We start from the raw sequence: 26685 nt of genomic DNA, 5'->3' as shown, positions 1-26685 counted from the left end.
AGGCCAATCCCCCATGGCCCTCGACTCGCAGATCCGCATCAACCTGGACCGCTCGGTGGTCCTGCTGGTCGACGACAATCCCCAGGCCCTTGAGGCCCTGACGGCGATGTTCCGCGGCTTCGGTGTGCGCAAGCAGTTCAAGTGCGGTTCCGGCGCCGAGGCCATGCACGTGGTCAAGACGCAGGAACTCGACCTGATCGTCATCGACTCGACCATGCCCGACATGGACGGCTACGACTTCGTCCAATGGCTGCGACGCGAGTCGCCGGATGCGGCGAAGTTCACCCCCGTCATCATGCTGACCGGCCACGCCGCCAGGACCGTGGTCGAGAAGAGCCGCGATTCCGGGGCGAACTTCGTGGTCTCCAAGCCATTCACCCCAGAAGTGCTGCTGCAGCGCGTCTTCTGGGTGGCCAAGGACGAACGCCAGATGGTGGTGGCCGAGGGCTATGTCGGCCCCGACCGGCGCTTCAAGAACCTCGGGCCTCCGCTGGGCGTCAAGGGCCGCCGCAAAGACGACCTGTCGACCCATGTCGGCGCCGCCAAGGACCCGAACCTCGATCAGTCGGATATCGATATGTTGATGAGACCCGCGAAGGTGCAGCTGTGAGCGACCCAGAGTTCCTCAAGGTCAAGTATCGCCTCACCGAACAGGTCGCCCGCCCGGGCGGCATGACCGCGGGCCTGGCCAGCGAACGCGCTCAGCGCGAACTCGCCGCCCACGCCGGCGACGCCATGAAGTCGCTCGGCGGAATGATCGGCCGCCTGGAAGTCATGTGCAAGGAGCGTACGGCCTCCCTCGACAGCGTCTATGAGGAGGGTTCGACCATCCTCGACATCGCCGGCCTGTTCAACAAGCGCGTGCTGTGCGACGCCTGTTACAGCCTGTGCGAACTGGTGGATCGTCAGCGTACGCACAAACGCGCCGACTGGACGAGCATCGGGGTCCATGTCAGCGCCCTGCGCCTGCTGTGGACCAAGGACGGCGAGGATCCGGCGTCGCTGAAGTCGGTGGTCGACGGCCTGTGGACCATCACCGACCGGCTCAATCCGTAGGACAAATCCGACCGGAGTTAGCCCTACTCCGCCGCGGTCTCGGGCCGGGCGTAGCGCTGGCTGACCTTGCGCAGGCCGGCCAGGACCGCCTGGGCGCCTGCGGCGTCGGCCGCGCCCTCGGTGTGCAGCAGCAGGCGGAAGGCGCGCAGGTGGACGGCCACGGCGTTGGCGTCCCAGCGTTCCTGGCCCTTCAGATAGTCCAACAGGTCCGAGAGGCTGATCAGAGCGGTGTCCACCGAGGCCAGGCCGCAGACGCTGGGAATGCCGATCGGGGTGGCCACGATGGCGTAGAGTTCGTCCAGCAGGGCCGGGTCGTACGTGGCGCCGGCGCGGGCGGCGCAGCCCTCGGCCGCCTCCAGCACCGACTGCAGCTCGGTGAGGCACTCGCCCTTGAGGCTTTCCAGGCCGGCGCCGGCCCGCTGAACCGCCTCGGCGACCGGCAGGCCGCCCGGCGTGCGCAGCAGCTTGGCCAGTCGGACCGGCGGGATGTGGATTCGGACAGCGCTCACAGTTCCACCCGTCGCGTCTTCATGAGACCGTCGATGACGTCCTGTTCCATGTTGGGGGTCTCGGCCTCGCCGACCACGGGGGGCAGGTCGTCGCGGCGGCGGCCGACCGTTCCGGGCGGCACGCCCTCGTTCTTGAAGCGCCGGTCAGGCCCCATATAGGTGTCGCACTCGACGAAGCGCCGGCCCTCCTTCGAGATCCAGAGGATCCGCTCCAGGACCGTGATCGGGGTCAGGGGCTTGGCCATGATGAAGTGGGCGCCGCAGTCGCGCGCCTTGGACACCGCGTCGCGCGGCGTGTGGCCGGCGGTGAGCAGGACCGGGGCGAAGCAGTTGGGCTCGATGCGGCTCTGGCGCAGCCATTTGACGAAGTCATAGCCCTCGCCGCCGGCCCCCAGGGAGTCGGCGATCACCAGGTCGAGCTCGACCTTCTGGACCGTGGCCTGCGCCTCTTCGACGTTCTCGCAGCGGTGAAGCGTCCTGACGCCGAAACCCGTCAGAATCTGCACCAGGATGCTCATGCCCATGGTCGAATCCTCGAGCAGCAACACCGAGGCGCGCTCGAGATTGAAGCGGGCGCGGGATTCCGGATTCAGCCCCATGATGTTCCCGACAAAGTACGTTGGGACTGGCATAGGCCCGACAGGGTTAAGAAGAGTTTCAGACTGTCGGGGCGCGTCGAACAGCCGCTAGGGGACGGCGTTGAAGTAGATCGGATTGCCCAGCAGGAGCAGCCGTCCGTCGGCGCCGCGGACGTCCACGCGCAGCCACGAGGCGCGGCCATCGGCGATGAAATCGAAGGTCCTGGTCACGTCGCGCCCGGCGAGGATCAGGCCGGTGGGCGCCGCGCCGGAGTTCCCCGCCAGCGACAGCGATCCGCCGTCGACGCCCACGACATGGACCTCGACTCGAACCCTCGCCCCGGCCGGAGCGGCCAGAGCGTCGCCCATCTCGGCTTGAGCTCCGCCGGAGACCGCGCGGACCTCCAGGAGCCGGTCGGGGGTGCCGGCCAGGTCGAGGAACACATGGCCCCGCCCGATCGCCGCCAGTATGGCGGCCTGGCTCAGCTCCGGGGCGCGGACCACGGTGGTCGGCACGCCGATGGCCGGCGCCTTGTCGGGCGGCAAGGTGGCGTCGTGGTTGTCCGAGCCGCCGACCGCGGTGATCCGATGGCCGGCGTTAAGCCGCGCCTCCCAGAAGCCGACGCCCGAGAGCGGCCCCTCGGCGAGCCCGCCGTTCACGACCTCGATCGCCGCGATGCGCGAGAAATCGGTGTCCTTGGCGGTCCAGCCGCAGCCCATACAGGCCTCGCCCGAGGGCAGGCCGGGATGATTGATCGACACCATCCCGCCGGCCGTCTTCGCCTGGTCGAGGATCGTGTCCATCGACGGCGCACGGGCGCCGCCTAGTTGGAAGTCGACGAAGGCCGTCGGGCCGAACAGGTTGGCGTGGCCGTAGAAGGTGGTGACCTCCCGGCCGGGGATCAGCAGGAGGTCGTCGAAATAGGGCGCCAGCTCGCGCATGGCCTCAAGGTGAGAGGTGGCGTTGTGGTCGGTGATGGCGATGAAGTCGAGGCCGCGGGCGGCGGCGGCCTCGGCGGTCTTGAACACCGGGCACGGGACCTTCATCCCCTTGCGCGACAGGCAGGACCCGTCCGAGTGGCCGGTGTGCATGTGCAGGTCGCCGCGCCACCAGCGCTCGCCACTGGCCAGAGGCGCGGCCGAGAAGCCCGCGAACGGCTGGCCCTTCCGGTCGAACCAGATCCTGGCGCCATAGTCGGCGCGCGCGGCCTTGCGGATGTTCGGCGCGCCCAGCACCAGTCTCCAGGTCCCGGCCTTCAACGGTCCCGGCAGGTAGGACGGCGTGGCGTCGCTCTCGGCCAGGGTGAAGCTGGACTTGTTGCCCCCACTCCACCCGCGGAACCGTTCGGGATCGCGCAGACCCAGGTCGATGACCGAGCGGTCGGCCTTGCCGGCGTAGGTGAACTCGACGGTGATCCGCTCGACGCCGTCCGGGACCTTGAACGGAACCTCCGTATAGGTCTCATGCGCCGCGCCGGTGAGGGTCCCGGTCAGGGTCAAGTCCGGCGCGCGCGGGGTCTGGGCCCGCGCGGCCGAGGCCTGCAGGACGGCCAGCCCGATCGCGAGGATCAGGGCCGCGCCCGTTCTCAAGCCTGTGATCCGCCCCATCTCGAGCCCTATAGCATGGCGGCTGACCGCCTACGAAATCGCCCTCCCGGGCCAAGCCTGGGAGGGCGAAATTGCTGCACCTCATGCTGCGCAGCATAAGGTGCGGTAAGAGGCGGAAAACCTAGCCTTTTTCGTTCGAGAAGATGATCGTCCCCGAGGCGGCGAACATACCTCCCACCCCGTGGCAGACGCTGATCTTGGCGTCCTTCACCTGGGCCGGTGCGACGCCCCGGAGCTGGCGCACCGACTCCTGCAAAGCGTACATGCCGTACATCCCGGAGTGCATGTAGGAGAGCCCGCCGCCGTTGGTGTTCAGCGGCAGCTTTCCGCCGATGGCGGTGTTGCGGCCATTGATGAAATCCTTGGCCTCGCCGGGCTTGCAGAAGCCCAGGTCCTCCAGGCCGTAGAGCGGCAGGTGGGCGAAGGCGTCGTAGATCATAAGGTGGTCGACGTCGTCGTGCTTGATCCCGGCTTCGTCGAAGGCCTTCTTGCCCGAGACGCGGAAGGCCTTGGAGGTGTTGAAGTCCTCCATCTGGCTGACCAGCGGCGTCTCGACGCTTTCGCCCGTGCCCAGCACGTAGACCGGCTTATTCGGGAAGTCCTTGGCCCGGTCCGCGCTGGTGAGGATCAGGGCCCCGCCGCCGTCGGTCACCAGGCAACACATCAGCATGCGGAACGGCCAGGCGATCATCGGCGAATTGAGCACGTCGTCGACGGTGATCGGGTCCTTGAAGCTGGAGCGCGGATTGAGCGCGGCCCACTCCCGCTGGACGACGGCGACCATGGCCAGGTCCTGCTCGGTCACCCCGTAGGTCTTCATGTAGCGAAGCACCGGGATGGTGAACATCGTCGGCGGGCTGGTGACGCCGTAGGGCATTTCGAACTGGCCCATCAGGCTGGACGGCGAACGGCCGAAGCCCCCGGCGCCGACCCGCGAGCGGCCCGATTCCCCGTGGGTGATCAGCACGGTCTTGCACAGGCCTTCATTGATGGCGGCGGCCGCGTGGCGGACGTGCAGCATGAAGGAACAGCCGCCGACGCTGGTGCCGTCGGCATAGGTGGGCGTGATGCCCAGATAGTGAGCCAGCTCGACCGGCGAGATGCCGGCGCAGGCCACGCCGTCGATGTCGGACGGGTTGAGCCCCGCGTCCTTCATGGCGTTCAGCGCGGCGTCCGCGTGCAGGCCGATCACGGAGACGTCCGGAATCTTGCCCATCTTGGTGGTTTCGGCGGCCCCGACGACCGCAACGGAATTCTGTTTCATGGTCTCGCCTCAGCCCTTGGCCGGTTGGAACAGGGGCAGCGAGATGGTGTCGCTGATCTTCTCGAAGACGACCTCGAGCGGCATGTCGAGGACCAGGGCCTCGGGGGTCTGCGGGCAGCCCACGATGTTGGTCATCATCCGCGGACCTTCCTCCAGCTGCACCACGGCGATCGAATGCGGCTCGGTCCCCATGTCGGGGCGCGGGCGGGCGTTGATCACGTAGGAATAGAGGGTCGCGCGGCCGGAGGCCTTGAAGACCTCGACGTCGCGAGAGCCGGTCTTCGGGCAGAACGGACGCGGCGGGAAATAGGCCTCGCCGGTCTGCTTGTTGCGCTGCAGGAGCAGTTCGCCCCGGGCGGTTCCGTCCCAGAAATGCTGGGTCTCGGGCGTAGGTTCAGGCGCCATCCTCGGCATGTGGAAATCGTCCCCAATCAAAATCGTTGAATCATGGCCCTCCGGAATAGGAGGGCGGCGCAGCAAAGCCGACCGGGGCCGTCTTGTCGAGGCGCGGAGGCGCCTCATAGGATGGACAGGTGAGCAATCTCGACCCCTTCGACCTGTCCCGGTTCCTGGAAGCACAGGCCGACGTCTTCGAGGACGCATGCGATGAGCTCAAGGCTGGGCGCAAGACGACCCACTGGATGTGGTTCATGTTTCCGCAGGTGGCGGGCCTGGGCCATAGCCCCATGGCCGTTCGCTACGCCATCCGATCACGGGCGGAGGCCAGGGCCTACCTTACCCACTCGGTGCTGCGTGACCGACTGATCAACTTAACGAACGTCGCAATCCATGCGCCCGCAGCGTCGGTCCAGGATCTGTTTGGATATCCCGACCATCTCAAGTTCCACTCGTCCATGACGTTGTTCGAGGCCGTGGCGCCGCATGAGCCGGCCTTTCCCAGGGCGATCGATCGCTGGTTCAAGGGGCCGGACGCGCGAACGCTCGAGATCCTGCGCTCATGGGGGTGAGTGAAACGCGGCCTTGAAGGCCGCCAGGCCCGGCGCTGAGAAGCTGACCACCCGACTGCCCGCGACCTGGCGCGCCCAGCCCCTGGCGTAGACCTGGTCCAGCAGAGCCTTGCCGAGCGCGCCGCCCAGATGGCTGCGCCGCACGCTCCAGTCGAGGCAGGCCTTGCAGAGCGGCCGGCGCCCGCGGGCCAATCCAGCCGTCTCCACGCCGAGGGCCCGCATGAAGCCCGCGCCCTCCACGGTCAGGCTGAGCGAGCCCTCGCGATCCTCGATCAGGGCGCGGTCCGTCAGGCTGTCCAGCAGGGCCACCCCCAGCTCCCCGGCCAGATGATCGTAGCAGACCCGCGCCATTCGCAGGGCGGGCTCCCTCGGCCCCGGACGTACCCGCTGGTGGCCGGCCCGCTCGGCGAGCCCCATCAGCGTCTCCAGCAGATCGGCGACTTCCGGGCCCGCCAGCGCGAAATAGGCGTGACGGCCCTGGCGCCGAGCGACGAGCAGCCCGCCGTCGGCGAGTTTCGCCAGATGGCTGGAAGCGGTCTGCGGCGTCACCCCAGCCTCACGGGCCAGTTCGCCGGCGGTCAGCGCCTGGCCGCCCATCAGGGCCGCCAGCATGTTGGCCCGGGCCGGGTCCCCCAGCAGGGCGGCGATGCGCACGATGTCCGGACCCAGTCTCATCGTGGAAGACTAACACAGGCCCGCCGCCGACAGTTCGGTCCAGGTCGAAGCATGCAGGGCGCCCACACCGCTAGAACGGCGGCGATCCCTCGGAGCATCCCATGACCGTCACCTGCGCCATCCGTTATGTCATCGACCCGTTCCAGAGGGACGCCTTCGAGGCCTATGCCCGAAACTGGTTGACCATCATCCCGGCCTGCGGCGGCGACCTGCTCGGCTACTGGTTGCCGCACGAGGGGACCAACAACATCGCCCACGCCCTGATCTCATTCGAGAACCTGGCGGCCTACGAGGCCTATCGCGCCCGGCTCAAGACCGACTCGGCCGGAGCCGCCAACTTCGCCATGGCCCAGGAGAAACGCTTCATCCTGTCGGAGGAGCGGACCTTCCTGACGCCAGTGACGGCTGCCCGTGGCTAGGTCGGCGCGCTTCAACCCCCTCCGCCACGTCGCCGAAGATGGCGACGCGCCACCTCCCCCAAATCGCGCTGCGCGCTGGGGAGGATCCGGGTTTGCGCTGTCACAGATGCTCCCCCTCTGGGGGAGCTGTCAGCGAAGCTGACTGAGGGGGACTTTGACTCTCTGACTACACCGGCGATCCGGCGACCAACCGGCGTTCGGTGGACGCCACCAGTTCGGCCCAGATGGCGGCCTCCCTCGCCGGGTCCTTGCCTTCGACCTCGGTGTGCAGGGCGATCAGCGTCGCGCGCAGGCGGTCGTTCTCCGCGGAGAGGACCGAGAGATGCAGGTCCTCGTCCGATCCGGCCTCGCCCAGCAGGGTGCGGATGGCGCGGTTCTCCTGGACGAGGTTGTGGGCCGCTCCGTCCCAGGCCTGGGCGGCGAAGCCCAGCAGGGCGGCGGACAGGCCCAAGGCCCCCGCCCGCTCGGCCGGGGGCACGTCCGGCGCAGCGTTGCGCACCATCAGGGCGGCGGTCTCGGCCAGGACGGCGGGGACATCGGGTTTCATAGCCGGCCCATCACTTTCAGCGCCGCGCGGTCCTGGGCGTTCTGCAGGGCCCAGGGCGGATAGGCCATGATGGGCTCGCGGTTGCCGCCGTCGATCCAGGCGCGGGCCGAGGAGACCCAGATCGCCTGGCCCTTCACGCAGTTGAACAGCTCCCACCAGTGCAGCGCCGCCGGGTCGGCGGCCATGCCGCTGGCGGCTTCCCAGATGGCGATGGCCTTTTCGCGCGGGACCAGACCGCCGGCCAGGCCGCGACCGAACGACCAGACCGGGTTGAGGCTCCAGCCCAGGTCCTCCAGCGGGTCGCCCAGATGAGCCATCTCCCAGTCCAGGATCCCGTGGATGACGCCCTGTTCGTCATAGAGGAAGTTGCCGGTGCGGTAGTCGCCATGCACCACGCCCACCTTGCGCGGCGGCGGCGGCGGGTTGGCGCGCAGCCAGCGAATCGCCGCGCGGATGATCGGCAGGGGTTCGGCCTCGTCCTCGTCCAGCACGCCTTCCCAATAGGAGAGCTCGCGATTCCAGCAGGCGTCGGACGCCACCGGCTCCATCACCTGGTCCAGGCCGACGGCGGCGGGATCGGCCTTGGCGATCTCGCCCAGGATCGTCCACTTGCGTTGCGCCAGGGCTTCCAGGTTCGCCGCATAGGGCTCGGCCCAAAGCAGGCCGGGCGAGGCCTGGAACCCCGCGATCTCCTCGGCGATGAAGAACGGGTGGTCCAGGGCCGCGTCGGCCTCTTCCAGCCACAGCATCTCGGGCACCGGCACGACCGAGCCGAAGAAGGCGCGATAGGCCTCGAACTCGATCCGCCGCTCGGTGTCGATCAGCGAGGCGGGGGGATCGCGGCGGAGGATCAGCTTGCGCTCGAGCGCCCTGCCTTCCGCGTCGCGCCAGCTCAGGCGGAAGCGGTAGGTCTCGCGCGAGGCGCCGCCGGAGATGCGGGTCAGGCTGTCGACCGCCACCTCCGCGACCCCCGGCATGCGGCCGGCGATATAGGCCGCCAGCCGCGTCTCCAGCGGCGAGGCCATGCCGCTCAAGCCATCTCGAAGGCGATGGGCAGGGTCTTGGGACCGTTGACGAACACGGCCAGCGATTGCTTGGGCTCACCGGCGAGCTCGATGCTCTTCAGGCGCGGCAGCATCTCCTCCCAGAGAATCCGCATCTCCATCTTGGCCAGGTGCTGGCCCAGGCACACGTGAGCGCCATAGCCGAAGGCCAGGTGCTTATTGGCCTTGCGGTCGACGCGGAAGGCGTTGGGATCGTCGAACACCTCCTCGTCGCGATTGCCCGAGGCGTAGCAGAGCATCAGCCAGTCGTCCTTCGACAGCGACCGGCCAGCGAGCTCGGTGTCTTCGGTGGCGGTGCGCATGAAGGTCTTCACCGGGGTGATCCAGCGGATGCTCTCATCCACCAGGCCCGGGATCAGCGAGGGGTCGGCCTTGAGCTTGGCGAACTCGCCGGGGTTCTCGGCCAGGCCCCAGATGGCCCCGGCGGTGGAGGACGAGGTGGTGTCGTGACCGGCGGTGGCGACGATGATGTAGTAGCTCATCGCCTCGAAGTGGCTGATCGGCTGGCCGTCGATCTGCGAATTGGCGATCAGGCTGCCCAGGTCGTCGCTCGGATTGGCCCGCTTGCCCTCCGAGAACCGGGTGAAATAGGCGATGAAGTCGGTGAGCACGCCGGTCTCGATCTGGGCGGTGGGGCTCTCGTCCTTCGGCTTGCGGCCCAGCTCCGGATCGGCGGCGCCGAACAGCTCCTGGGTCAGCATCAGCATGCGGCCCTCGTCCTCTTCCGGCACGCCCATGATCTCCATGATCACGTGCAGGGGATAGTGCAGGGCCACCTCGCTGACGAAGTCGCACCGACCGCCCTTGGCGGCCATCTTGTCGACCGCGGCGCGGGCGATCCTGCGGATGCGGTCCTCCATGCTGCGGAGGTTCTGCGGCAGGAACCAAGCCTGGGTCAGGACCCGGTATTTCATGTGGTCGGGCGCATCCATGTGGATGAGGGTGCGCAGCAGGTGCGGGCTGCCGCCGGTCATCTCGCGGACCTTGGCGTCCACCGCCTGGCTGACCAGGGTCGGCGACCTCACCCCATTGGCGAAAAGCGCGTTCTGGCGGCTGATCTCGAGAATGTCGGCATGCTTGGTGGCGACCCAGAACGGATCCACCCCCTCGATCTCGGCGCGGCCCAGCGAGTTGTTGGCGCGCAGCCAGGCATAGGTTTCATGGATGCGGCCGTCGGCGTAGGCGGCCGGATCGACCAGGACCGCGGCGTGGTCGTCTGGAATACGAAAGTTTTTGGCGCTCATTCGCGTCGCTCGGCCCCTCGAAGACGCCACGTAAGCTTACGTGGCGTAAGAGCAGAGCGTCCTCCCTTGTCTTGATATCTTTGTTCACTTGATACTGCGCCGACACGTGCGGTCGCAATACAAGAACCTGGATCGCCGCTCCGGAGGACGCCCCCCATGCTGACCAAGGCCGACGATTTCCCGATCCACCAGACGCCCGAGCCGATCGCCTTCTCCGGAACCGACCGCAATTTCTACGATCGCTACTTCTTCAACGGCTACGATCCCGACGGGACGGAGTTCTTCGCCGCCGCCTTCGGGGTCTATCCGCACCTGAACATCGCCGACGCGCATTTCTCCGTAGTTCGCGACGGCGTTCAGTACTGCCTGCACGCCAGCCGCGTGCTGCACATGGAGCGCATGGACCTCACCTGCGGCCCGATCCGCATCGAGGTGCTGGAGCCGCTGCAGAAGCTGAAGGTGGTCGTCGAGCCGTCGAACGGCTTCGCCGCCGAGATCGTCTTCGAGGGCCGCACCTTCCCCATCGAGGAGCCGCGCTTCATCCGCCGCAACGGACCGCGCGCCTTCATGGACTACACCCGCCTGACACAGAATGTCCGCGCAACGGGCTGGATCGAGATCGACGGGGTGCGCAAGGAACTCGCCGCCGGCACGGTGGGCACGCGCGACCGATCCTGGGGCGTTCGGCCGGTGGGCGCGCCCGACCCGCAACCAGCCGTTCCCCAGACCATCACGGGGTTTTTCTGGCAATGGACCCCGCTCAACTTCGCCGACCGCAGCGTCTTCTTCCACATCAACGCCGACCCGGACGGCACGGCCTGGAACACCCGGGCGGTGATCGCCCCCGACGGCGCCGGGCCCGACGGCTTCCACGAAACCGAGCATGCGGTGATGGAGGACGTCGCCCTGATCGCCGGGACGCGCCACGCCAGGGGCGGGACGCTCAACGTGCCGCTGGCCCAGGGCTCGGCCAGCATCCGGTTCCAGCCGTTCCTCACCTTCCTGATGCGCGGCATCGGCTACGGGCATCCTGAGTGGCGGCACGGCGGCTACAAGGGCGAGCTGGTGGTGCAGCGCGAGGACATCGACCTTGCGACCGTCGACATGGCCGCGCCCGAGAACATCCATATCCAGGCGCTCAGCCGGGTGACCATGAGCCTGCCGGGCGAGGCCCCTCAGACCGGCATGGGCGTGTTCGAACAGCTCATCGCCGGGCCCTACCGGCCCTACGGCCTGGGCCTCGCCTAGCGAACGACCACGTCGCGCTTCATGGGGGCGAGCTTGGCCAGGAGCCGGTTCTGGGCGCGGAATGGCACGCCCTCCTTGTCCATCGCCGCCTGCAGGTTCTCCACCAGGGCGTTGAACTCGGCGGTGTTCACGCCCTGGTCCCTGTGGACGCTCCGCATGTCGCGACCGGTGTAGTCCACCGGAGCCCCCAGCAGATAGGCGATCTGTTCCTTCAGGGTGCGGCGCAGGCGAACCAGGTCTGTGGCCTTGAAGATCTCGGCGATGCGCGGGTCAGCGATGCTGCGATCAACCAGGTCGTCGACGATGCGTCCCACGCCCTCGCGCCCGTGAAAGGCCGCCAGCACCGCATCCCCGGCGAAGGGCGCGGCGCCGGCGTTGGCGTTGGACTGGACGTACGGGTCGACCGGCGTCTCTTCCTGGGCGACCACCGGCGTGGCGGCGGCGAGCGAGAGGCAGACAATCAGGGCGCGGATGGTCATTTTTCGCTCCTAGAAGCCGGCCTGCAGCGAAACATAAAGCCCGCGCTGGTCCTCGAAACCGGCGATGTCGCCAAGATCCGCGTAGGCCACCGTGACCGACAGGTGCTTGTTGACCGCATAGGCCGCGAACACGTCGACCCAGTCGTTCTCCGCGGCGAAGCCCAGATTGTCGGGTTTGGAGCGGTACTCGGCCCCGACCAGAAGGCGCTTGGAGACCAGGTAGCCGGCCGAGCCCTCGAACTGGGCCGAATAGCCATCGTCCCCGTCACCGCCAAAGCCGAGCAGGCCCGTCTGGTTGGCCTTGGTGAGGCGAACCGTTCCGTTCAGCACCAGGCTCTCGTTCAGCAGGATCTTGGTGGCCGCGACATAGTAGTCGATCCCGTTGTGGTCCTTGCCGCCGACCGCCCGGATCACCGCGCCCTGGTTGTTGTGCTTGAACTGCACGCCGACCGCGACCTGGGGCAGGAGCCTGTCCTGATCGTAGAGCGCGTCGCCCAGGATGCGGAGCTTCGCTCCCACCACGTCCTGCCGGAAGGTGAACCCGTCGCCAAGGCCCAGCTTCACGCCGGTCGAACCGGTGTCGAACGCCTGGCGCGCATAGGAGAGCTCGACACGGTCACGAAACCCGACCGCGGCGCCGTAGGCACGGAATCCATAGTCCGGCAGGTCCACACGGGTGGCGTGGACATTGGCCCCCACGCCGTCGCGCGTCTCGTAGCCGGTGATCGTCGCCCAACTGGCCAGGCCGCCGCCGCCGGCGCCCTCCAGATTGGTCACCCCGCCAGTGAGAAGCAGCTTGCCGCCGGCCACCAGCTCGCCGGCCTGGGCCGGGCTGGCGCCGAGGGCGGCGACGGCGCCCAGCGCCAGAGCGGTTCGTTTCATCGTATCCATTCCCTTTGGTCGATGAGATTTGGCGGCGAACCGTTTAGATCGCGTGGACGCGCGACCTGAAGCGCGGTCGGCCCGTATAGTCTTTGCCCATGCGCACAGCGATTCTCGCCAGCCTCGCCCTCCTCGCCCTGGCTCCGGCGACCCAGGCCGCCGACCTGAGCGTCAGCGTCATCGACGCCGCGGGGCGCCCGGTCCCCAACGCCGTGGTGACCGTGAACGTAGCGGGGGCGGCGACCGCGCCCATCCGCTTCACCTGGCCCTACACGGTGAGCCAGAAGAACATCCGGTTCGACCCCTTCGTGCTCATCGTGCCCGTGGGCTCGGACGTGACATTTCCGAACCAGGACAAGGTGCGGCACCATGTCTATTCGTTCTCGGCGACGAAGAAGTTCGAGCTGAAGCTGTACGGCAAGGAAGAGGCGCGCAGCGTCCGGTTCGACAAGGCCGGCGTGGCGCCTCTCGGCTGCAACATCCACGACCAGATGATCGCCTATGTCTACGTGGTCGATACGCCCTATGCAGCGAGGACGGGAGCGGACGGGACGGCGACGGTCCGCGGCCTTCCCGCCGGAGACGCCAGGCTGACGGTCTGGCATCCGCTGATGAAGACCGCCCGCAACCAGCTTGTGAAACCGATCGCCGTGGGGGCGTCCAACACCCGCACCAGCGTCAAGGTCGACCTTCGCCCGGCTCCGGCCAACCACCCGCACTAAGGCCACTGGAGCGACGCACAATCGCGGTCAGCCGTAGCTGCGTTCCGAGTCCCGATCCTCGTTGAGGAAGCTCAGCAGTTCGTGGAACGGCATGGGCTTGGCGATCAGATAGCCCTGGACGTTGTCGCACCCCATGGCCGCCAGAAGCTGGAAGGCGTTGGCGGTCTCGACCCCCTCAGCGGTCACTTTCAGACCCAGGCTGTGGGCCAGGTCGATTGTCGAGCGGACGATCAGCGCGTCGCGCTGGCTCTCGGTCAGGTCGGTGATCAACGAGCGGTCGATCTTCAGCTCATGGCCCTTGATCTGCTTCAGGTAGGCCAGGGAGGACAGGCCCGATCCGAAGTCGTCGATGGAGATGCTGATCCCCGCCGCACGGAACCGGTCGAGGATTTCGAGGGCCATGTCAGGGTTCTCGATGACCGCCGTCTCGGTGATCTCGAAGCACAGCTTGCCCGAGGCCTCGCCCACCGCGCGGTCGACGAAATCGGCGAAGTCCGCGTCGCCCAGCAGGCGGCCGGAGATATTGACCGACATCTCGATGTCGTGGCCGGCGCGGCTCATCCGGGTCTGGTCGGCGATGGCCTGTTTCAGCACCCAGTCGGTGAGGGTGCGGATATGGCCGGTCTCCTCGGCCATGGGAATGAACAGGTCGGGCCGCAGCAGGCCCCGGGTCGGGTGGCGCCAGCGGACCAGGCCCTCGACCCCGTTCACACCGCGGGCGCGAAGGTCGTATTTCGGCTGGTGGTAGAGCTCGATATGGCCCGAACGCAGGGCCCAGAGCATGCCGCTCATCAAGGCCAGGTTCGAGGAAGGGTCGCCATAGGCCTCGGCATCGAAGAAGGCGACCTTCCTGCGGGCTGACCGCGCCTGGTCGAGGCCGATATTGGCCCGCTCGATGGCCGCCCCCCCCGGCTCGCCCGAGGCGAAGGCCGAAAGGCCGACGCTCAGGGCCACGTCGATAGCGTCGCCGCCGATCTGCAGAGGCTGCTCAAGTTCGCGCAGCAGCCGGGCCACCATGACCTGGGCCGCGTCGTCATCGGCGGCCTCGAAAGCCATGCCAAGCACGTCGGTGGAGATCCGGGCGACAAGGGCGCGGCGCTGCAGGCCGGCCAGCCTCTCGCCGACTTCGCGGATCACCTGGGCCGCCAGGGCGTAACCGATCGCGCCACGCACATGGGCGAATCGGTCGACCCCCAGCAGAGCCACATAGAGGCTTCCGCCGTCGGCGACGGCCAGGGCCTCGACGGCCTGTTCCAGCGACAGGCGGTTGGGCAGATGGGTCTCGGGATCGTGCAGGGCCAGTTGGGTGATCCGCCGCTCACGCTCGCGGATCTCCGTGGCCATGACGTTGAAGCTCTCGGCCAGGTGGCCGATCTCGTCCCGGCTCTCGATAACGACGTGGCTGTCGTGGCCCTCGCGCAACCGGTTGGCGGCCGTGGCCAGCGCCGAGATCGGCCGCGTGACGCTGCGGGCGAGACCCCAGCTTCCGGCCACCACCAGGATCAGGCCCAGCAGGCCGACCCCGCCGATGGTGGCCAGCAGGGGCTTGTAGGGCGCCAGCGCCCGGGCCAGGGGATAGCTGAGCACCAGCACCGCGTCCCCCTTGTCGGTCAGGGTCGGCAGCGGTTTGACCAGGGCCAGCGAGGCGCCTTGCGGCGTGGCCAGGGTGCGCGGCGCCTTGGATTTCGCCGTCAGCGCCCCGTCGATGAATTCGCCGAGCCGCGCCTGTTCAGCGGGGCTGGCCGTGAGCTCGGAGTTCCAGCCCTTGCCGGCCCTGTGCATGACGCCGGCGTCCAGCGGGATGGCCGACAGCTTCTCCAAAGCCGACATTTCGCGCCGGTCCAGGCGGGCGGCAAACACCACCCAGCCGATCAGGTCGGGCGACAGGATCGGGGCGGCGATCATCTGGTAGGGCGTTCCGTCGAGCACGAAGATTCCGCTCGGGCTCTCCTGTTCGTACATGGCCTCGACCAGGGCGTCGGCGTTGGGCTTCAGGCGTCGAGGATCGGCGGCGGTGATCGTCCCATCGACGCCGACAATGAAGGCCAGGTCGATCTGCAACCGCTGGCGCAGGTTCTCCATGGCCGAGACGATGGTGGCGCCGTCGCCGGTAGCCACCGCCTCGCGGAAGCCGAAGTCGCGCGACAGCAAGGCTGCGCCCTGCCGAAGCTGTTCCGAGCGCAGGGACCAGACCCGGTCGAACACGGCGCCCGAGGCGGTGAGCTCGTCGCGGACCTGGCGTTGCGCCGCCCCCGAGATCGCCGAATAGCTTGCGCCCGACACCAACACCAGGGCCACGCCGAACAGACCGGCATAGAGCACCGTCAGCTTGGTGCGCAGCCGCCTGAAGCCGGCCAGGCGTCGGGTCACGTGCCCCATCCAGGCCATGTCAGTCGGCCCGGCGCGATGCGGACGGGCTCACCAGCCCGGCGGCCATCGGTGGGGCTGTAAAGGCCGCAGGGAAGCGCATGGCGGCCAGCCTAGCCGGAGGGTGTGAAGCCCCGGTAAAGCATAGCTGCGCACGCCTTCAGGGGATTGGGGTTGCGCCGCACCCCGCGCGCTTGGCACACTCGCCGCATTGAAAGACATCCCGGCGTGGTTACGCGCCATAATTTGAGAGTTTCAGGTTTTGACCATTTCCCCGACCGTGGCGGTTCCCGCCGCGTCCACCAACCACCTGGCCTCGGTGGACGCCCTGATCCAGGGGCTGGCCGATGTCGGCTACATCGCCTCCAAGCGCATCGCCACGGCGCTCTACATGTCCGTGCACCTGCAGAAGCCCATCCTCGTCGAGGGTTCGGCCGGGGTCGGCAAGACCGAGCTGGCGCTCTCGACGGCCACCCTGCTCGGCCTGCCGCTGATCCGCATGCAGTGCTACGAGGGCCTCGACGAATCCAAGGCCCTGTACGAGTGGAAGTACGGCAAGCAGCTGCTCTACACCCAGATCCTCAAGGACCGGATGGGCGAGCAGCTCTCCGACGCCAAGGACATGGACGCGGCCATGGAGCGGCTGCACGGCATGGGCGACCTGTTCTTCTCCGAGCCCTTCCTGGAGCCGCGGCCGCTGATGAAGGCGCTGCGTGAGGACAACGGTTGCGTCCTGCTGATCGACGAGATCGACAAGTCGGACGAGGCCTTCGAGGCCTTCCTGCTGGAGGTGTTGTCGGCCTATCAGGTCTCCATCCCGGAATTGGGGGTGATGGTCGCCAAGACCCCGCCGCTCGTGTTCCTCACCTCCAACAATGTCCGCGACCTGGGCGACGCCCTGAAGCGCCGCTGCCTGCACCTGCACATCCCCCTGCCCGACGCGGCCCTGGAGCGGAAGATCGTCGCGAGCCGGGTGCCCGATATCGAGGCCACCCTGGCCGCCCAGCTGGTGGACTTCGTCCAGTCCCTGCGGACGCTCGACCTGCGCAAGTCGCCCTCGATCTCCGAGACCGTGGACTGGGCCCGGGCGCTGATCCTGCTCAACGCGTCGAGCCTCGACGGCGAGGTGGTGCGCGACACCCTCAACGTGCTGCTCAAGTTCGAGCAGGACATCGCCGCGGTGGAGCCGCAGATCGTCGAGCTGATCCGCCGCCCGGTGGGCTAGGGCCATGCAGGACGCCATGGAGGACTTCTTCCGGGCCCTGCGCTCGGCGGACGTGAAGGTCTCGCCGGCCGAGGCCATCGACGCCCACCGCACGGTGGCGACGGTGGGCTTTTCCGACCGCGAGCTGTTCAAGGACGCGCTCTGCGCCACGCTCGCCAAGACCGCCGACGAGGTGGTCCGGTTCGACGACGTGTTCGACACCTTCTTCGCCCGCGACGCCCTGACGCCGGCCGAGCCGCCGCCCAATCATGGCGACGGCGACCCGATGGAAGGCCTGCCGCCGGAAGCCGCGGAGTCCGAGCTGACCCGCATGATCATGCAGGGCGACGCCACGGGCCTGGCCCAGGCCATGGAGGAGGCCGCCGAGCGCGCCCAGGTCTCGCAGATCCGGCTGACCACCCAGCGCTCGCGGATGAGCCGGCGGCTGCTGGAAGAGATGGGCCTGGCCGAGATCGAGGCGATCATCTCCGCGGCCCGGCGCCTGGAAGGCGGCGGCGACGCCGCCGACCGGCTGGAAGCCGGCAAGCGCCGGCTGGCCGCCGAGGCGACACGCTATGTGGAGCGCCAGCACGACCTCTACGCCTCGGGTTCCGGCAAGATGCTGCGCGAGGAGCTGCTGGCGCGGAAGGCGCTGAACGCCGAGGGCGGCATCGATCCGGTCGACCAGGCGATGATGCAGGCCCTGGTCAAGAAGATGGCCAAGCGCCTGGCCGACCGCTATTCGCGCCGCCGCAACCGGGCGCGCAAGGGCCACATGGACATCCGCAAGACCCTGCGGAAATCCATGCCCTATGGCGGCATGCCCTTCGAGATCCTCTGGAAGACCGAGAAGATCGACAAGCCGTCGATCGTCTGCATCTGCGACGTGTCCAAGTCGGTGGCGGCGGCGGCCCAGTTCCTGCTGAGCTTCCTATATTCGCTGAATGAGGTGGTCGATCGTATGGAGGCCTACGCCTTCTCGGGGCGGCTGATCAGCGTCAACGACATCCTCGACGACGAGCATGTGGACCAGGCGATCTTCCAGGTCCTGCGCAAGATCGGCTTCCAGCAGACCGACTACGGCAAGTCGCTGGAGGACTTCTGCGAGAACCACCTGGACCATGTGGACCGCCACACCACGGTGATCTTCCTGGGCGACGGCCGGTCCAACTACGCCGACCCGCGCATGGACCTGATGGCCACGATCCACAAACGCGCCCGCTCAGTGATCTGGCTCAATCCCGAGCCGGAGAGCTACTGGAGCCAGGGCGACAGCGTCATGCACCGCTACGAGCGCTTCTGCCACGTGGCCAAGACCTGCAACACGCTGGGTCAACTGGAGCGGATCATCGAGGACGTGCTGCGGACCTACGTCCCGCACTGACCTACCAGCTGTCGATCCAGCGCAGCTTCTTCTCGGTGCGCGCCGGGACGGGCGGCAGGGCCTTGAGGCCCGAGACGATCCAGCGGCGGGTGTCGGCGGGGTCGATGACGTCGTCGAGGGACGGACTGGTGGCCTGGGACATGGCCTTGCCCCGGGCGTAGGCGGCGGCGACCATCTCGTCGAACTTCGCCTTCCTGGCCGCCGGATCGGCGATGGCTGCCAGTTCGTTGCGGTAGCCGAGCTTGACCGAGCCCTCCAGGCCCATGCCGCCGAACTCGCCGGTCGGCCAGGCCACGCAGAACATCGCCGCCTGGTAGCTTCCGCCGGTCATGGCGATGGCGCCCAGGCCGTAGCTCTTGCGCAGGATCACCGAGAACAGGGGCACGGTCAGGTTGGCCCCGATCACGAACAGCCGCGAGCAGTGGCGGATCAGGCCGGTCTTCTCGGCTTCCGGCCCCACCATGTTGCCCGGCGTATCCGACAGCGACAGGACCGGGATGTCGAAGGCCTCGCAGAGCTGCAGGAAGCGGGCGGCCTTGTCCGAGGCGTCGGAATCGATGGCCCCGCCGATATGGTTCGGATTGTTGGCGAAGACGCCGACCGGGCGCCCCTCGATGCGGATGAAGGCGGTGACCATGGCCAGGCCGAACCTGGGCCGCAGCTCCAGCACCGAGCCGGTGTCGGCGATCAGTTCGATGACCTTGCGGATGTCGTAGACGCGCAGGCGGTTCTCGGGGATCGAGCGGCGCAACAGGCGCTGGTCGGCGCAGGACCACTCGGCGAGCGGCCCCTGGAAATAGGAGATGTACTGCTTGGCCAGGCGCACGGCGTCGGCCTCGTCCTCCGCCAGGACGTCGATGGTGCCGTTGGCCTGCATGACCTTGATCGGGCCGATCTCCTCGGGCCGGAAGACGCCCAGGCCGCCCCCCTCCACCATGGCCGGGCCGCCCATGCCCAGGGCCGAGTCCTTGGTGGCGATGATCACGTCGCAGCACCCGAGAATGGCGGCGTTGCCCGCGAAGCAGCGGCCGGAATTGATCCCCACCAGAGGCACGGCGCCGGAGAGCCGGCCCCAGAACTCGAAGCCGCGGACGAAGCCGCCGCCCTCGGTGTCGCCCGGCCGCCCGCCGCCGCCCTCCGTGAAGAACACGGTCGGCACTCGCCAGCGCAGGGCGATCTCGCTCATCCGGTCGAGTTTCTCGTGATTGTGCCCGCCCTGGGTGCCGGCCAGCACCGTGTAGTCATAGGCCATGACCGCGACCCGGGCCTTGTCCTCGGCGAACATCGCGCCGTTCACCGAGCCCAGGCCCATGATCATGCCGTCGGCGGGGGTCTGGGCGATCAGCTCGTCCAGGGTGTTTCGGCGGCGGCGTGCGGCCACCACCAGGGAACCGTATTCGGTGAAGCTGCCGGGATCGAGCAGGTCCTCGACGTTCTCCCGGGTGGTCCGCTGATTGGTCTTGCGCCGCCGGGCCGTGGCCTCGGGCCGGGCGGAGTCCAGGGTCCGGGCGTGGCGGTCCAGCACCTCGGCGAGGTCGGGGCGGATGAAGTCGAGGTCGATCTCTTCCTCCTCCACCCGGCCGCCGCCCTCGATCTCCACGGGCTCCAGGAAGGCCAGGGGATGGTCCTCGAAGACCGTGTCGCCCTCGGCGACGTTGATTTCGCGCACCACGCCGGAGACCTCGGCGGCGATGACGTGCTCCATCTTCATGGCTTCCATGACGAACAGCGGCTGACCGGCCAGCACCGTGTCGCCCACCGCCACCGACAGGCCGATCACCGTGCCCTGGAGCGGCGCGCGCAGGGCCTGGGTGCCCGCGGGACCTTCCGGTTCCTCTTCGTCATCCTCGGTGACGGCCTCGGCCTTGCCGTGGTGCAGGACCGCCAGGGGATCGCTGGCGTCCACCGCCGCCCCGGCGCGCTTGGTTTGGCCCGCCCCCGCGGCCCCCTCGAAATAGAGTTTGGGCGCCTCGCCCGCCGCCGCGAGCCCGCCCATGGCTTCCTCGATGAAGCGGGTATGGACCTCCCCGGCGGCGACGGCGGGGTGAGCCAGCAGGCCTTGCAGGAAGCCGATATTGGTCGCCGCCCCGACGATCTTGAATTCCGACAGGGCCCGGCGCGCCTTGGCCACGGCGACCGGCAGGCCGCCGGATCTTGCATGGACGATCAGCTTGGCCAGCAGGCTGTCGAACCGGGCGCTGGTGCGGTAGCCCGCATAGCCGAAGCCGTCGACCCGGACCCCCGGCCCCGAGGGCGGCTCGAAGGCCGAGAGCGTCCCGCCGGACGGCTTTGCCGAGCCGTCGGCGGACATGGTCTCGAGATTGACCCGCGCCTGGACCGCCACGCCGCGCGGGCTCGGCACCTGCGCCTGGGTCAGGCCCAGGTCGGCCAGCGAGATGCCCCGCGCAACTTCGATCTGTATACGGACAAGATCGAGGCCCGTGACCTCCTCGGTGACCGTGTGTTCGACCTGCAGGCGTGGATTGGCCTCGATGAAGACGATGCGATCGCCCTCCACCAGGAACTCCACGGTGCCGAGGTTTCGGTAGTGGGCGGCGCGGCCCAGGACCACGGCGGCCTCGAACAGCCGCTCGCGGGTCTCCATCGGCAGGGTGTCGGCCGGGGCGATCTCGACGACCTTCTGGCGCTGACGCTGCAGGCTGCATTCGCGGTCCCAGAGGTGGGAGACCACCTGGCCGTCGCCGACGATCTGCACCTCGATGTGGCGGGCGCGGGCCATGAAGGCCTCGACATAGAGCGAGCCGTCGCCGAACGCAGCCTGGGCCTCCGAGGCGCAGCGCTCAAAAGCTTCGCCCAGTTCCGCCGCCGACCGGGCCGGACGCATGCCCCGCCCGCCGCCGCCGGACACCGCCTTGACCATCACCGCCCCGCCCTCGCCCAGTCCGGCCAGGAAGTCCTGGGCCTCGACGAGCGTCGTGCCGCCCGATGTCCCGGGCAGGATCGGCACGTCGCAGCGCGTCGCCAGCGCCCGGGCCGCCCCCTTGTCGCCGAACAGCTCCAGGGTCTCGGGGCTCGGCCCGACGAAGATCACGCCGGCTTCGGCGCAGGCGCGCGCGAAGGCGGCGTTCTCCGACAGGAAGCCGTAGCCGGGATGGATGGCGTCGCATCCCGCCGCCTGGGCCGCCGCCAGGATCTGGGCGCCGTCGAGATAGGCAGCTGGGCCTGAGCCGTTGAGCGCCAGGGCCTCGTCGGTCTTGCGGGTGTGCAGGGAGGCCGCGTCATCCTGCGAATAGACCGCCGCCGTGGCGATCCCCATCTCGGCGGCGGTGCGGGCGATCCGGACGGCGATCTCGCCACGATTGGCGATCAGAAGCTTCTTCACGGAGTCATCCCTGGCGAACGTTTGTTTGATACTGCCCGCCGCCAGGCGTCTCCGTCTATGGCCGTCTAGACGCTCTTAAGCAGCCCCGTGTCGATGGGCAGCTGGCGGATGCGCTTCCCCGTCGCCGCGAAGATCGCGTTGCACAGGGCCGGAATCACCGGCGGCAGGGCCGGCTCGCCCAGGCCGGTCGGCGAGTTGTCCGACTTGATGAAGTGTGTCTCGATCGGCGGCGCGGCGTCGATCCGCATCAGCGGATAGTCGTTGAAATTGGCCTGCACGGCCGCGCCGTTCTCGATCGTGATCTGCTGGGTCAGGGCCCCGGAGAGCCCGTCCAGGACCGAGCCCTCGATCTGATTCAGCGCCCCGAAGGGATTGATGATCTGGCGGCCCACGTCGCAGCCCACCCAGACCTTGACCAGCTCGACGGCGCCGTCGTCGGCCACCTTCACCTCCACGACCTCGGCGAAGTAGCCCAGGTGGCTGAAGTGGAAGCCGACGCCCAGGCCCGAGCCCTTCGGCAGCTTGCGGCCCCAGCCGGACTTCTCGGCGACCAGCTTCAGCACCCCGGCCATGCGGCCGGCGTCATAGGCGTCGCGGCCCAGGGTCCCGACCAGGCCTTTGTCGCCCAGCAGCTTGAGGCGGAAGGCCACGGGGTCCGCGCCGGCCGCATGAGCCAGCTCGTCGATGAAGCTCTGAACCACGAAGGCGATGGCGTTGGAGCCCGGCGCCCTAAGCGGCCCGGTCGGCACGCCGCAGGGCATCAGCGACAGGTCGTAGCGGTAGTTGGGGACGAAGCGGGCGGGGAACTCGTGCGCCGCCATGCCGGCCGATCGGGCGAACTGGCCGTTCTCGCCCAGCGACACGAAGTGGTTCTTCCAGCCGACGATATCGCCCTTGGCGTCGACGCCGCCCTGCAGGAAGTGCCAGCCGGCCGGGCGGTAGAAGTCGTGGCGCATGTCGTCTTCGCGCGTCCAGATCAGCTTCACCGGCGCGCCGACCTGCTTGGCGATCCAGGCCGCCTCGACCATGTAGTCGTTCATCAGCCGCCGGCCGAAGCCCCCGCCACAACGGATCATGTGGATGTGGACGTCGTCGTTGGTTACGCCGAGCGTCTTGGCCACCAGCTCGCGGCCCGGCTGAGGATTCTGGGTCGGCGCCCAGATCTCCACCTTGCCGTCCTTCACCACGGCCGTGCAGTTCTGGGGCTCCAGGTTGGCGTGGGAGATGAAGGGATAGGCGTAGGCCGCCTCCACCGTCTTGACCGCGCCCTTCAGGGCGCCGTCGACGTCGCCGTCATTGCGCTCGGTGCGCAGCGGCGCGCCCTTGGACAGCTCCACGGCCTTGGCCGCGAACCCCGCCGAGGACTGGCCCGAGGTCGGATGCTCGGCCCACTTGATGTCGAGCTTGTCGCGGCCCTTGCGGGCGGCCCACCAGCTATCGGCCACCACCGCCACGCCCGGCAGCAGGCCGTCGAGCGCCGTCCCGCCCTCGACCACGAAGGCGTGGCGCACGCCCTTGACCGCCTTGGCGGCCTCAAGGTTGGCGCTGGCCACCTTGGCGCCGAACACCGGCGCCTTCTCGAAGGTGGCGAACAGCATGCCGGGCACGACCACGTCGATGCCGAACAGCGGCTTGCCGGTGACGATGGCCGGGGTGTCGACCTGGGCGATCGAGCGCCCGATGATCTTGTAGTCCTTGGGGTCCTTGAGGATCAGGGTCTTCAGGTCCGGCGCCGGCAGGGTCGCGGCCTTGGCGGCCAGCGATCCGTAAGTCGCCTTGCGCCCCGAGGCCTTGTGATGCACCACGCCCGAAGCGGTCGTGCAGTCGGCGGCGGGCACGCCCCAGCCCTGGGCCGCGGCGGCCACGAGCATGGCCCGGCCCGCGGCGCCGACCCGGCGCAGCTCATCCCAGTGCAGCGGGGTGGCCGCGCTGCCGCCGGCGAACTGACGGCCATAGAGCGCCGGGTCGGAGGGCGCCTGGACGCTCTTCACCTGGCTCCAGTCGACGTCCAGTTCCTCGGCGATGATCATCGGCAGCGAGGTCTTGATGCCCTGCCCGATCTCGGGGTTCTTGGCCATGATCGACACGGCGCCGTCAGGGGCGATGGAGACGTAGGTGTTGAGCTTGGCGGTGGCAGTCTGGGCGGCGCCCTTGCCGGCCATGGAAAAGCCGAGCAGCAGCCCGCCGCCGGCCGCGACGCTGGTCCTGAGGACTTCGCGCCGAGAGGCGGAGGGGAGGAAGGTTCCGTCGGCCATGACTACGCCTGCGCCTTCTGGCCGGAGGCCTGTTTGATAGCGGCCCGGATGCGGACATAGGTGGCGCAGCGACAGATGTTGCCGCTCATGGCGGCGTCGATGTCCTCGTCATTGGGCTTGGCGTTGCCCTTCAGCAGGGCGGTGGCCGACATGATCTGGCCGGGCTGGCAGTAGCCGCATTGGGCGACGTCCAGCTCGCTCCAGGCGGCCTGCACCTTCTTGCCCACCGGGTCGGCGCCGATGCCCTCGATGGTCACCACCTTGCCGGCGCCGACGCTCTCGACCGGCACGGAACAGGAGCGCACCGGCGCCCCGTCCACATGCACGGTGCAGGCGCCGCACTGGCCGATCCCACAGCCGTACTTGGGCCCCAGGATGCCCAGGCTGTCGCGCAGCACCCAGAGCAGCGGCGTGTCGCCGTCCACATCGGCCGACAGCGACTTGCCGTTGACGTTGAGCTTGAAGGCCATCAAGCGCCCTCCCCTATCTGTTGGGCGAATCCTAGAGGGTCGGCTGGTCCCGCCGCAAGCGGAGGAATTCTATCGCTCCGGGGCCTTCGCCATGGCCGAGACCTCGGCGACGGCCGCCACGATGGCGTCGGGCTGGTCAAACATCATCATGTGCGAGGACTTCGCCACCGGCCGCTGCACGCCGCGGGACGAGCGCGCGGCGACCTCCTGGTGCAGGCCCGTCCAGAAGGCCCGGACCATCCCGCGCCCCGGCTCGGGCAGCTCGTCATAGGCGTCGCCCGCCGTCAGTACGATCAGGGGCATGTCGCCGAACGACGCGCGACCGGCCTCCACCGCCCGCGAGGTCGTGGTCCACAGGCTGTCGAGCTCCGATACCTGGGTGCGCCAGTTGGCCGGGTTCACCGCCTCGGCCATGCGTGCGTCAGCGGCTTGTCCGCTCCGGGGCTTGGGCGTGCAGCGAGCCAAGGCGGGATCATCTGACGGCAGGGCTTTGCGCTCGGCGGCCTCCAGGCAACGGGCGGCGCGCTGGCGGATGGCGGCCAGACTGCCCGCGCCGGGCCCGAAGGCCCCTGCGAACCTCTGCTCCTGGAACTCGACGGAGGTGTCGACCAGCACCATGCCCACCACGTCGCGCGGTCGGCGATCGGCGAGCAGGCGCACATAGAGGCCGCCGGCGGAGTGGCCGACCAGGATGAAGGGACCGCGGATCTTGGCGCGCCTTAAGGCGTGGTCGAGGTCCCGCGCCGTCGCCGCGCCGTCGCGCGGCGCGGGGCCCTCGTCGCTGAAGCCGTACCCCGCGCGATCGTAGGAACAGACGCGATTGGTCCGGGCGATCTTCGGCTGGACCTTCCACCAGGCGAGCGAGGTCGCCGCGAACCCGCTCTCCAGCAGGACGGTGGGGGCGCCCTTGCCCGTACAGCGCAGATTCAGCCGCCGGCCATCGGCCAACCGCACGAGCTGGCCGGGATGGGCCTCCGGGTCCCGCGCCGGGGCGGCGGCCTTGCAGCCGGTGACCGCCAGGCTGGCGAGGCCGGCGACAAGGACCAGGATCAGGCGGGAGCGGGCGGCCATCGGGTCAGACTAGCGTGAAAAGGGCGTGACGCCCGTCGCGATCGCGGCGACGAGCAGGACCAGGCTCAGCGCCACCGCCCAAGGCAGGGTGAACCTCTGATGCTGCGCGAGCTCGACCCGCACCAGTCCCACCAGCAGATAGGTCGAGGGCACCAGGGGCGAGAGCAGGTGCACGGCCTGGCTGGTGAGCGCCGCCCGCGCCATCTCCTCGGGCGCGATCCCATAGGCGCCGGCCGCCTGGCTGAGGATCGGCAGGATGCCGAAGAAGAAGGCGTCGTTGGAGATGAAGAAAGTGAAGGGCATCGAGATCAGGGCGGTGATCGGCGCCATGTAGGGACCGAGGCCCGGCGGGATGGCGCCCACCACGCTGGCGGCCATCGCCTGCGTCATGCCCGTACCGTTCAGGACACCGGTGAAGATCCCTGCAGCGAAGATCAGCACGATCACCGGCAGGATGTTCGGCGCATGGGCGGCGATCCGCGCCTTCTGGGCCTCCACCGACGGATAGTTCAGCAGCAGGGCCAGCGCACTGGCGATCATGAACAGCACCGGCAGAGGCAGCAGGCCGGCCACCAGGGCGGCGAGCAGGCCGAGCGTCAGGGCGGCGTTCAGCCAGATCAGCCTCGGCCGCTCGGTCAGGTCGTTGGCGCGGACCAGATCCTGCGCCAGCTCGGCGTCACCCGGGGCATGGATCCGTCCGTCGGCGGAGAGATGCCGCAGCCGCCGGCGCTCGCCGCGCCCCAGCATCCAGGCCACCAGCAGGACGAAGGCCGCCCCGGCCAGCATGGCCGGGATCATCGGGACGAAGATGGCGGACGGCTCCAGGCCCAGGGCGCTGGCCGCCCGCGCGGTGGGGCCGCCCCAGGGCGTGATATTGGTCACCCCGCAGGCCAGCATCAGCAGGCAGGCCAGGATCAATGGATTGAGTCCCATTCGCCGGTAGAGCGGGAACATCGCCGTGCAGCAGATCAGGTAGGTGGTCGAGCCGTCGCCATCCATGGAGACCAGGAGGGCGAGAACGGCCGAGCCGACCACGATCCGCACCGGGTCGCCGTGCACCACCCGCACGATCAGCCGAACCAGCGGATCGAACAGGCCTGCGTCGGTCATCAGGCCGAAATAGAGGATGGCGAAGGCCAGCATGACCCCGGTGGGCGCCAGGCTCCTGACTCCCTCCAGCATCATCGGCCCCAACGCCGTCCCGAACCCCGCCATCAGGCCGAAGGCCACGGGGGTGACGATCAGGGCCACCAGGGCCGAGACCCGGCCGGTCATGATCAGGATCATGAAGCTCGCCACCATGGCGAAGGCGAGCAGGGTCAGCATCG

General features: G+C 68.6%; 25 protein-coding genes. 8 read left to right on the top strand and 17 right to left on the bottom strand.

Annotated elements, in window-relative coordinates; all coding sequences use genetic code 11:
* Positions 1-13 precede the first annotated feature (13 nt).
* Together M9M90_RS03690 and M9M90_RS03685 are read left to right on the top strand one after the other, a co-directional pair.
* Entirely contained in the window at positions 14-610 is a 597-nt protein-coding gene (locus M9M90_RS03690; RefSeq protein WP_254835814.1) for a response regulator, read from the top strand.
* Complete coding sequence (locus M9M90_RS03685) at positions 607-1056, top strand: hypothetical protein (protein ID WP_254835813.1); 450 nt, start codon at positions 607-609, stop codon at positions 1054-1056. Before M9M90_RS03690 ends, M9M90_RS03685 begins: the two co-directional genes overlap by 4 nt.
* 23 nt (positions 1057-1079) lie before the next feature.
* Here the strand turns inward: M9M90_RS03685 and M9M90_RS03680 are convergent, their stop codons facing one another.
* From M9M90_RS03680 to M9M90_RS03660, 5 genes are all read right to left on the bottom strand, one after another.
* Complete coding sequence (locus tag M9M90_RS03680; RefSeq protein WP_254835812.1) at positions 1080-1565, bottom strand: hypothetical protein; 486 nt, start codon at positions 1563-1565, stop codon at positions 1080-1082.
* Complete coding sequence (locus M9M90_RS03675) at positions 1562-2164, bottom strand: response regulator (protein ID WP_254835811.1); 603 nt, start codon at positions 2162-2164, stop codon at positions 1562-1564. The genes M9M90_RS03680 and M9M90_RS03675 overlap by 4 nt, the downstream gene beginning before the upstream one ends.
* Positions 2165-2251: 87 nt before the next feature.
* Positions 2252-3733, bottom strand: a complete 1482-nt coding sequence (locus tag M9M90_RS03670) for a CehA/McbA family metallohydrolase (protein ID WP_254835810.1) — start codon at positions 3731-3733, stop codon at positions 2252-2254.
* 139 nt (positions 3734-3872) lie between these two features.
* Positions 3873-5015 (bottom strand): hypothetical protein, encoded by a 1143-nt coding sequence (locus tag M9M90_RS03665; protein ID WP_254835809.1) that lies wholly within the window; start codon positions 5013-5015, stop codon positions 3873-3875.
* 9 nt (positions 5016-5024) lie between these two features.
* Entirely contained in the window at positions 5025-5429 is a 405-nt protein-coding gene (locus M9M90_RS03660) for a Zn-ribbon domain-containing OB-fold protein (RefSeq protein ID WP_254835808.1), read from the bottom strand.
* Between the two features lie 119 nt (positions 5430-5548).
* Here M9M90_RS03660 and M9M90_RS03655 point away from each other — a divergent pair, with 119 nt between their 5' ends.
* Positions 5549-5983, top strand: a complete 435-nt coding sequence (locus M9M90_RS03655) for a DUF1810 domain-containing protein (protein WP_254835807.1) — start codon at positions 5549-5551, stop codon at positions 5981-5983.
* On the opposite strand, the gene M9M90_RS03650 is transcribed toward M9M90_RS03655, so the two are convergent.
* Positions 5972-6658 (bottom strand): helix-turn-helix transcriptional regulator, encoded by a 687-nt coding sequence (locus M9M90_RS03650; RefSeq protein ID WP_254835806.1) that lies wholly within the window; start codon positions 6656-6658, stop codon positions 5972-5974. The two genes, M9M90_RS03655 and M9M90_RS03650, sit on opposite strands and share 12 nt — an antisense overlap.
* A gap of 101 nt (positions 6659-6759) precedes the next feature.
* Between M9M90_RS03650 and M9M90_RS03645 the strand changes: the two genes are divergently transcribed.
* On the top strand, positions 6760-7077 hold the full coding sequence (locus M9M90_RS03645; protein WP_254835805.1) for an NIPSNAP family protein: 318 nt from the start codon (positions 6760-6762) through the stop codon (positions 7075-7077).
* A 166-nt stretch (positions 7078-7243) separates the two neighbouring features.
* Here M9M90_RS03645 and M9M90_RS03640 read toward each other — a convergent pair whose 3' ends face one another.
* From M9M90_RS03640 to M9M90_RS03630, 3 genes are read right to left on the bottom strand one after another with little or no spacing between them, the layout of a single operon-like run.
* Positions 7244-7624 (bottom strand): hypothetical protein, encoded by a 381-nt coding sequence (locus tag M9M90_RS03640; protein WP_254835804.1) that lies wholly within the window; start codon positions 7622-7624, stop codon positions 7244-7246.
* Positions 7621-8649, bottom strand: a complete 1029-nt coding sequence (locus tag M9M90_RS03635; RefSeq protein WP_254837215.1) for a phosphotransferase family protein — start codon at positions 8647-8649, stop codon at positions 7621-7623. Before M9M90_RS03635 ends, M9M90_RS03640 begins: the two co-directional genes overlap by 4 nt.
* A 5-nt stretch (positions 8650-8654) precedes the next feature.
* Positions 8655-9932 carry a cytochrome P450 gene (locus M9M90_RS03630; protein WP_254835803.1) on the bottom strand — a complete coding sequence of 426 codons (1278 nt, stop codon included), beginning with the start codon at positions 9930-9932 and terminating at the stop codon, positions 8655-8657.
* Positions 9933-10088: 156 nt separating this feature from the next.
* On the opposite strand from M9M90_RS03630, the gene M9M90_RS03625 reads away from it, so the two are divergent.
* The gene (locus tag M9M90_RS03625) at positions 10089-11180 is read left to right on the top strand and encodes a hypothetical protein (RefSeq protein ID WP_254835802.1); all 1092 of its coding nucleotides are present in this window, start codon (positions 10089-10091) and stop codon (positions 11178-11180) included.
* Here the strand turns inward: M9M90_RS03625 and M9M90_RS03620 are convergent.
* Together M9M90_RS03620 and M9M90_RS03615 are read right to left on the bottom strand one after the other, a co-directional pair.
* Positions 11177-11659 carry a group 1 truncated hemoglobin gene (locus M9M90_RS03620; RefSeq protein ID WP_254835801.1) on the bottom strand — a complete coding sequence of 161 codons (483 nt, stop codon included), beginning with the start codon at positions 11657-11659 and terminating at the stop codon, positions 11177-11179. The two genes, M9M90_RS03625 and M9M90_RS03620, sit on opposite strands and share 4 nt — an antisense overlap.
* 9 nt (positions 11660-11668) lie before the next feature.
* Positions 11669-12541, bottom strand: a complete 873-nt coding sequence (locus M9M90_RS03615) for a DUF3034 family protein (RefSeq protein WP_254835800.1) — start codon at positions 12539-12541, stop codon at positions 11669-11671.
* Positions 12542-12639: 98 nt separating this feature from the next.
* On the opposite strand from M9M90_RS03615, the gene M9M90_RS03610 reads away from it, so the two are divergent.
* Positions 12640-13263, top strand: coding sequence for a methylamine utilization protein (locus M9M90_RS03610; protein WP_254835799.1), 624 nt, complete (start codon positions 12640-12642; stop codon positions 13261-13263).
* A gap of 27 nt (positions 13264-13290) precedes the next feature.
* On the opposite strand, the gene M9M90_RS03605 is transcribed toward M9M90_RS03610, so the two are convergent.
* Positions 13291-15633: a bifunctional diguanylate cyclase/phosphodiesterase gene (locus M9M90_RS03605; RefSeq protein ID WP_254835798.1), complete on the bottom strand. Its 2343-nt coding sequence runs from the start codon at positions 15631-15633 to the stop codon at positions 13291-13293.
* Positions 15634-15892: 259 nt separating this feature from the next.
* On the opposite strand from M9M90_RS03605, the gene M9M90_RS03600 reads away from it, so the two are divergent.
* Positions 15893-16855, top strand: a complete 963-nt coding sequence (locus M9M90_RS03600) for a MoxR family ATPase (RefSeq protein ID WP_254835797.1) — start codon at positions 15893-15895, stop codon at positions 16853-16855.
* Between the two features lie 4 nt (positions 16856-16859).
* Positions 16860-18218: a VWA domain-containing protein gene (locus M9M90_RS03595; RefSeq protein ID WP_254835796.1), complete on the top strand. Its 1359-nt coding sequence runs from the start codon at positions 16860-16862 to the stop codon at positions 18216-18218.
* A 1-nt stretch (position 18219) separates the two neighbouring features.
* Here the strand turns inward: M9M90_RS03595 and M9M90_RS03590 are convergent, their stop codons facing one another.
* The 5 genes from M9M90_RS03590 to M9M90_RS03570 all read right to left on the bottom strand — a co-directional run bounded on the left by M9M90_RS03590 (position 18220) and on the right by M9M90_RS03570 (position 26683).
* Positions 18220-21561 carry a carboxyl transferase domain-containing protein gene (locus M9M90_RS03590; RefSeq protein WP_254835795.1) on the bottom strand — a complete coding sequence of 1114 codons (3342 nt, stop codon included), beginning with the start codon at positions 21559-21561 and terminating at the stop codon, positions 18220-18222.
* 65 nt (positions 21562-21626) lie between these two features.
* Positions 21627-23816, bottom strand: coding sequence for a xanthine dehydrogenase family protein molybdopterin-binding subunit (locus M9M90_RS03585; RefSeq protein ID WP_254835794.1), 2190 nt, complete (start codon positions 23814-23816; stop codon positions 21627-21629).
* 2 nt (positions 23817-23818) lie between these two features.
* Complete coding sequence (locus tag M9M90_RS03580; protein WP_254835793.1) at positions 23819-24286, bottom strand: (2Fe-2S)-binding protein; 468 nt, start codon at positions 24284-24286, stop codon at positions 23819-23821.
* 69 nt (positions 24287-24355) lie between these two features.
* The gene (locus M9M90_RS03575) at positions 24356-25357 is read right to left on the bottom strand and encodes an alpha/beta fold hydrolase (protein ID WP_254835792.1); all 1002 of its coding nucleotides are present in this window, start codon (positions 25355-25357) and stop codon (positions 24356-24358) included.
* A gap of 9 nt (positions 25358-25366) precedes the next feature.
* The gene (locus M9M90_RS03570; RefSeq protein ID WP_254835791.1) at positions 25367-26683 is read right to left on the bottom strand and encodes a CitMHS family transporter; all 1317 of its coding nucleotides are present in this window, start codon (positions 26681-26683) and stop codon (positions 25367-25369) included.
* Positions 26684-26685 lie beyond the last annotated feature (2 nt).

Origin of the sequence: Phenylobacterium sp. LH3H17 (genome assembly GCF_024298925.1) — a bacterium.
GTDB lineage: Bacteria > Pseudomonadota > Alphaproteobacteria > Caulobacterales > Caulobacteraceae > Phenylobacterium.
The sequence above is the reverse complement of the archived record's forward strand: the minus strand, read 5'-3'. Positions and strand labels throughout refer to the sequence as shown.

Coding starts and splice junctions, on each gene's coding strand:
- M9M90_RS03690 (WP_254835814.1), top strand. CDS start 14: ATGGCCCTCGACTCGCAGATCCGCATCAACCTGGACCGCTCGGTGGTC.
- M9M90_RS03635 (WP_254837215.1), bottom strand. CDS start 8,649: ATGGCCTCGCCGCTGGAGACGCGGCTGGCGGCCTATATCGCCGGCCGC.
- M9M90_RS03620 (WP_254835801.1), bottom strand. CDS start 11,659: ATGACCATCCGCGCCCTGATTGTCTGCCTCTCGCTCGCCGCCGCCACG.
- M9M90_RS03630 (WP_254835803.1), bottom strand. CDS start 9,932: ATGAGCGCCAAAAACTTTCGTATTCCAGACGACCACGCCGCGGTCCTG.
- M9M90_RS03625 (WP_254835802.1), top strand. CDS start 10,089: ATGCTGACCAAGGCCGACGATTTCCCGATCCACCAGACGCCCGAGCCG.
- M9M90_RS03580 (WP_254835793.1), bottom strand. CDS start 24,286: ATGGCCTTCAAGCTCAACGTCAACGGCAAGTCGCTGTCGGCCGATGTG.
- M9M90_RS03570 (WP_254835791.1), bottom strand. CDS start 26,683: ATGCTGACCCTGCTCGCCTTCGCCATGGTGGCGAGCTTCATGATCCTG.
- M9M90_RS03660 (WP_254835808.1), bottom strand. CDS start 5,429: ATGCCGAGGATGGCGCCTGAACCTACGCCCGAGACCCAGCATTTCTGG.
- M9M90_RS03650 (WP_254835806.1), bottom strand. CDS start 6,658: ATGAGACTGGGTCCGGACATCGTGCGCATCGCCGCCCTGCTGGGGGAC.
- M9M90_RS03675 (WP_254835811.1), bottom strand. CDS start 2,164: ATGGGGCTGAATCCGGAATCCCGCGCCCGCTTCAATCTCGAGCGCGCC.
- M9M90_RS03645 (WP_254835805.1), top strand. CDS start 6,760: ATGACCGTCACCTGCGCCATCCGTTATGTCATCGACCCGTTCCAGAGG.
- M9M90_RS03615 (WP_254835800.1), bottom strand. CDS start 12,541: ATGAAACGAACCGCTCTGGCGCTGGGCGCCGTCGCCGCCCTCGGCGCC.
- M9M90_RS03610 (WP_254835799.1), top strand. CDS start 12,640: ATGCGCACAGCGATTCTCGCCAGCCTCGCCCTCCTCGCCCTGGCTCCG.
- M9M90_RS03665 (WP_254835809.1), bottom strand. CDS start 5,015: ATGAAACAGAATTCCGTTGCGGTCGTCGGGGCCGCCGAAACCACCAAG.
- M9M90_RS03595 (WP_254835796.1), top strand. CDS start 16,860: ATGCAGGACGCCATGGAGGACTTCTTCCGGGCCCTGCGCTCGGCGGAC.
- M9M90_RS03585 (WP_254835794.1), bottom strand. CDS start 23,816: ATGGCCGACGGAACCTTCCTCCCCTCCGCCTCTCGGCGCGAAGTCCTC.
- M9M90_RS03640 (WP_254835804.1), bottom strand. CDS start 7,624: ATGAAACCCGATGTCCCCGCCGTCCTGGCCGAGACCGCCGCCCTGATG.
- M9M90_RS03575 (WP_254835792.1), bottom strand. CDS start 25,357: ATGGCCGCCCGCTCCCGCCTGATCCTGGTCCTTGTCGCCGGCCTCGCC.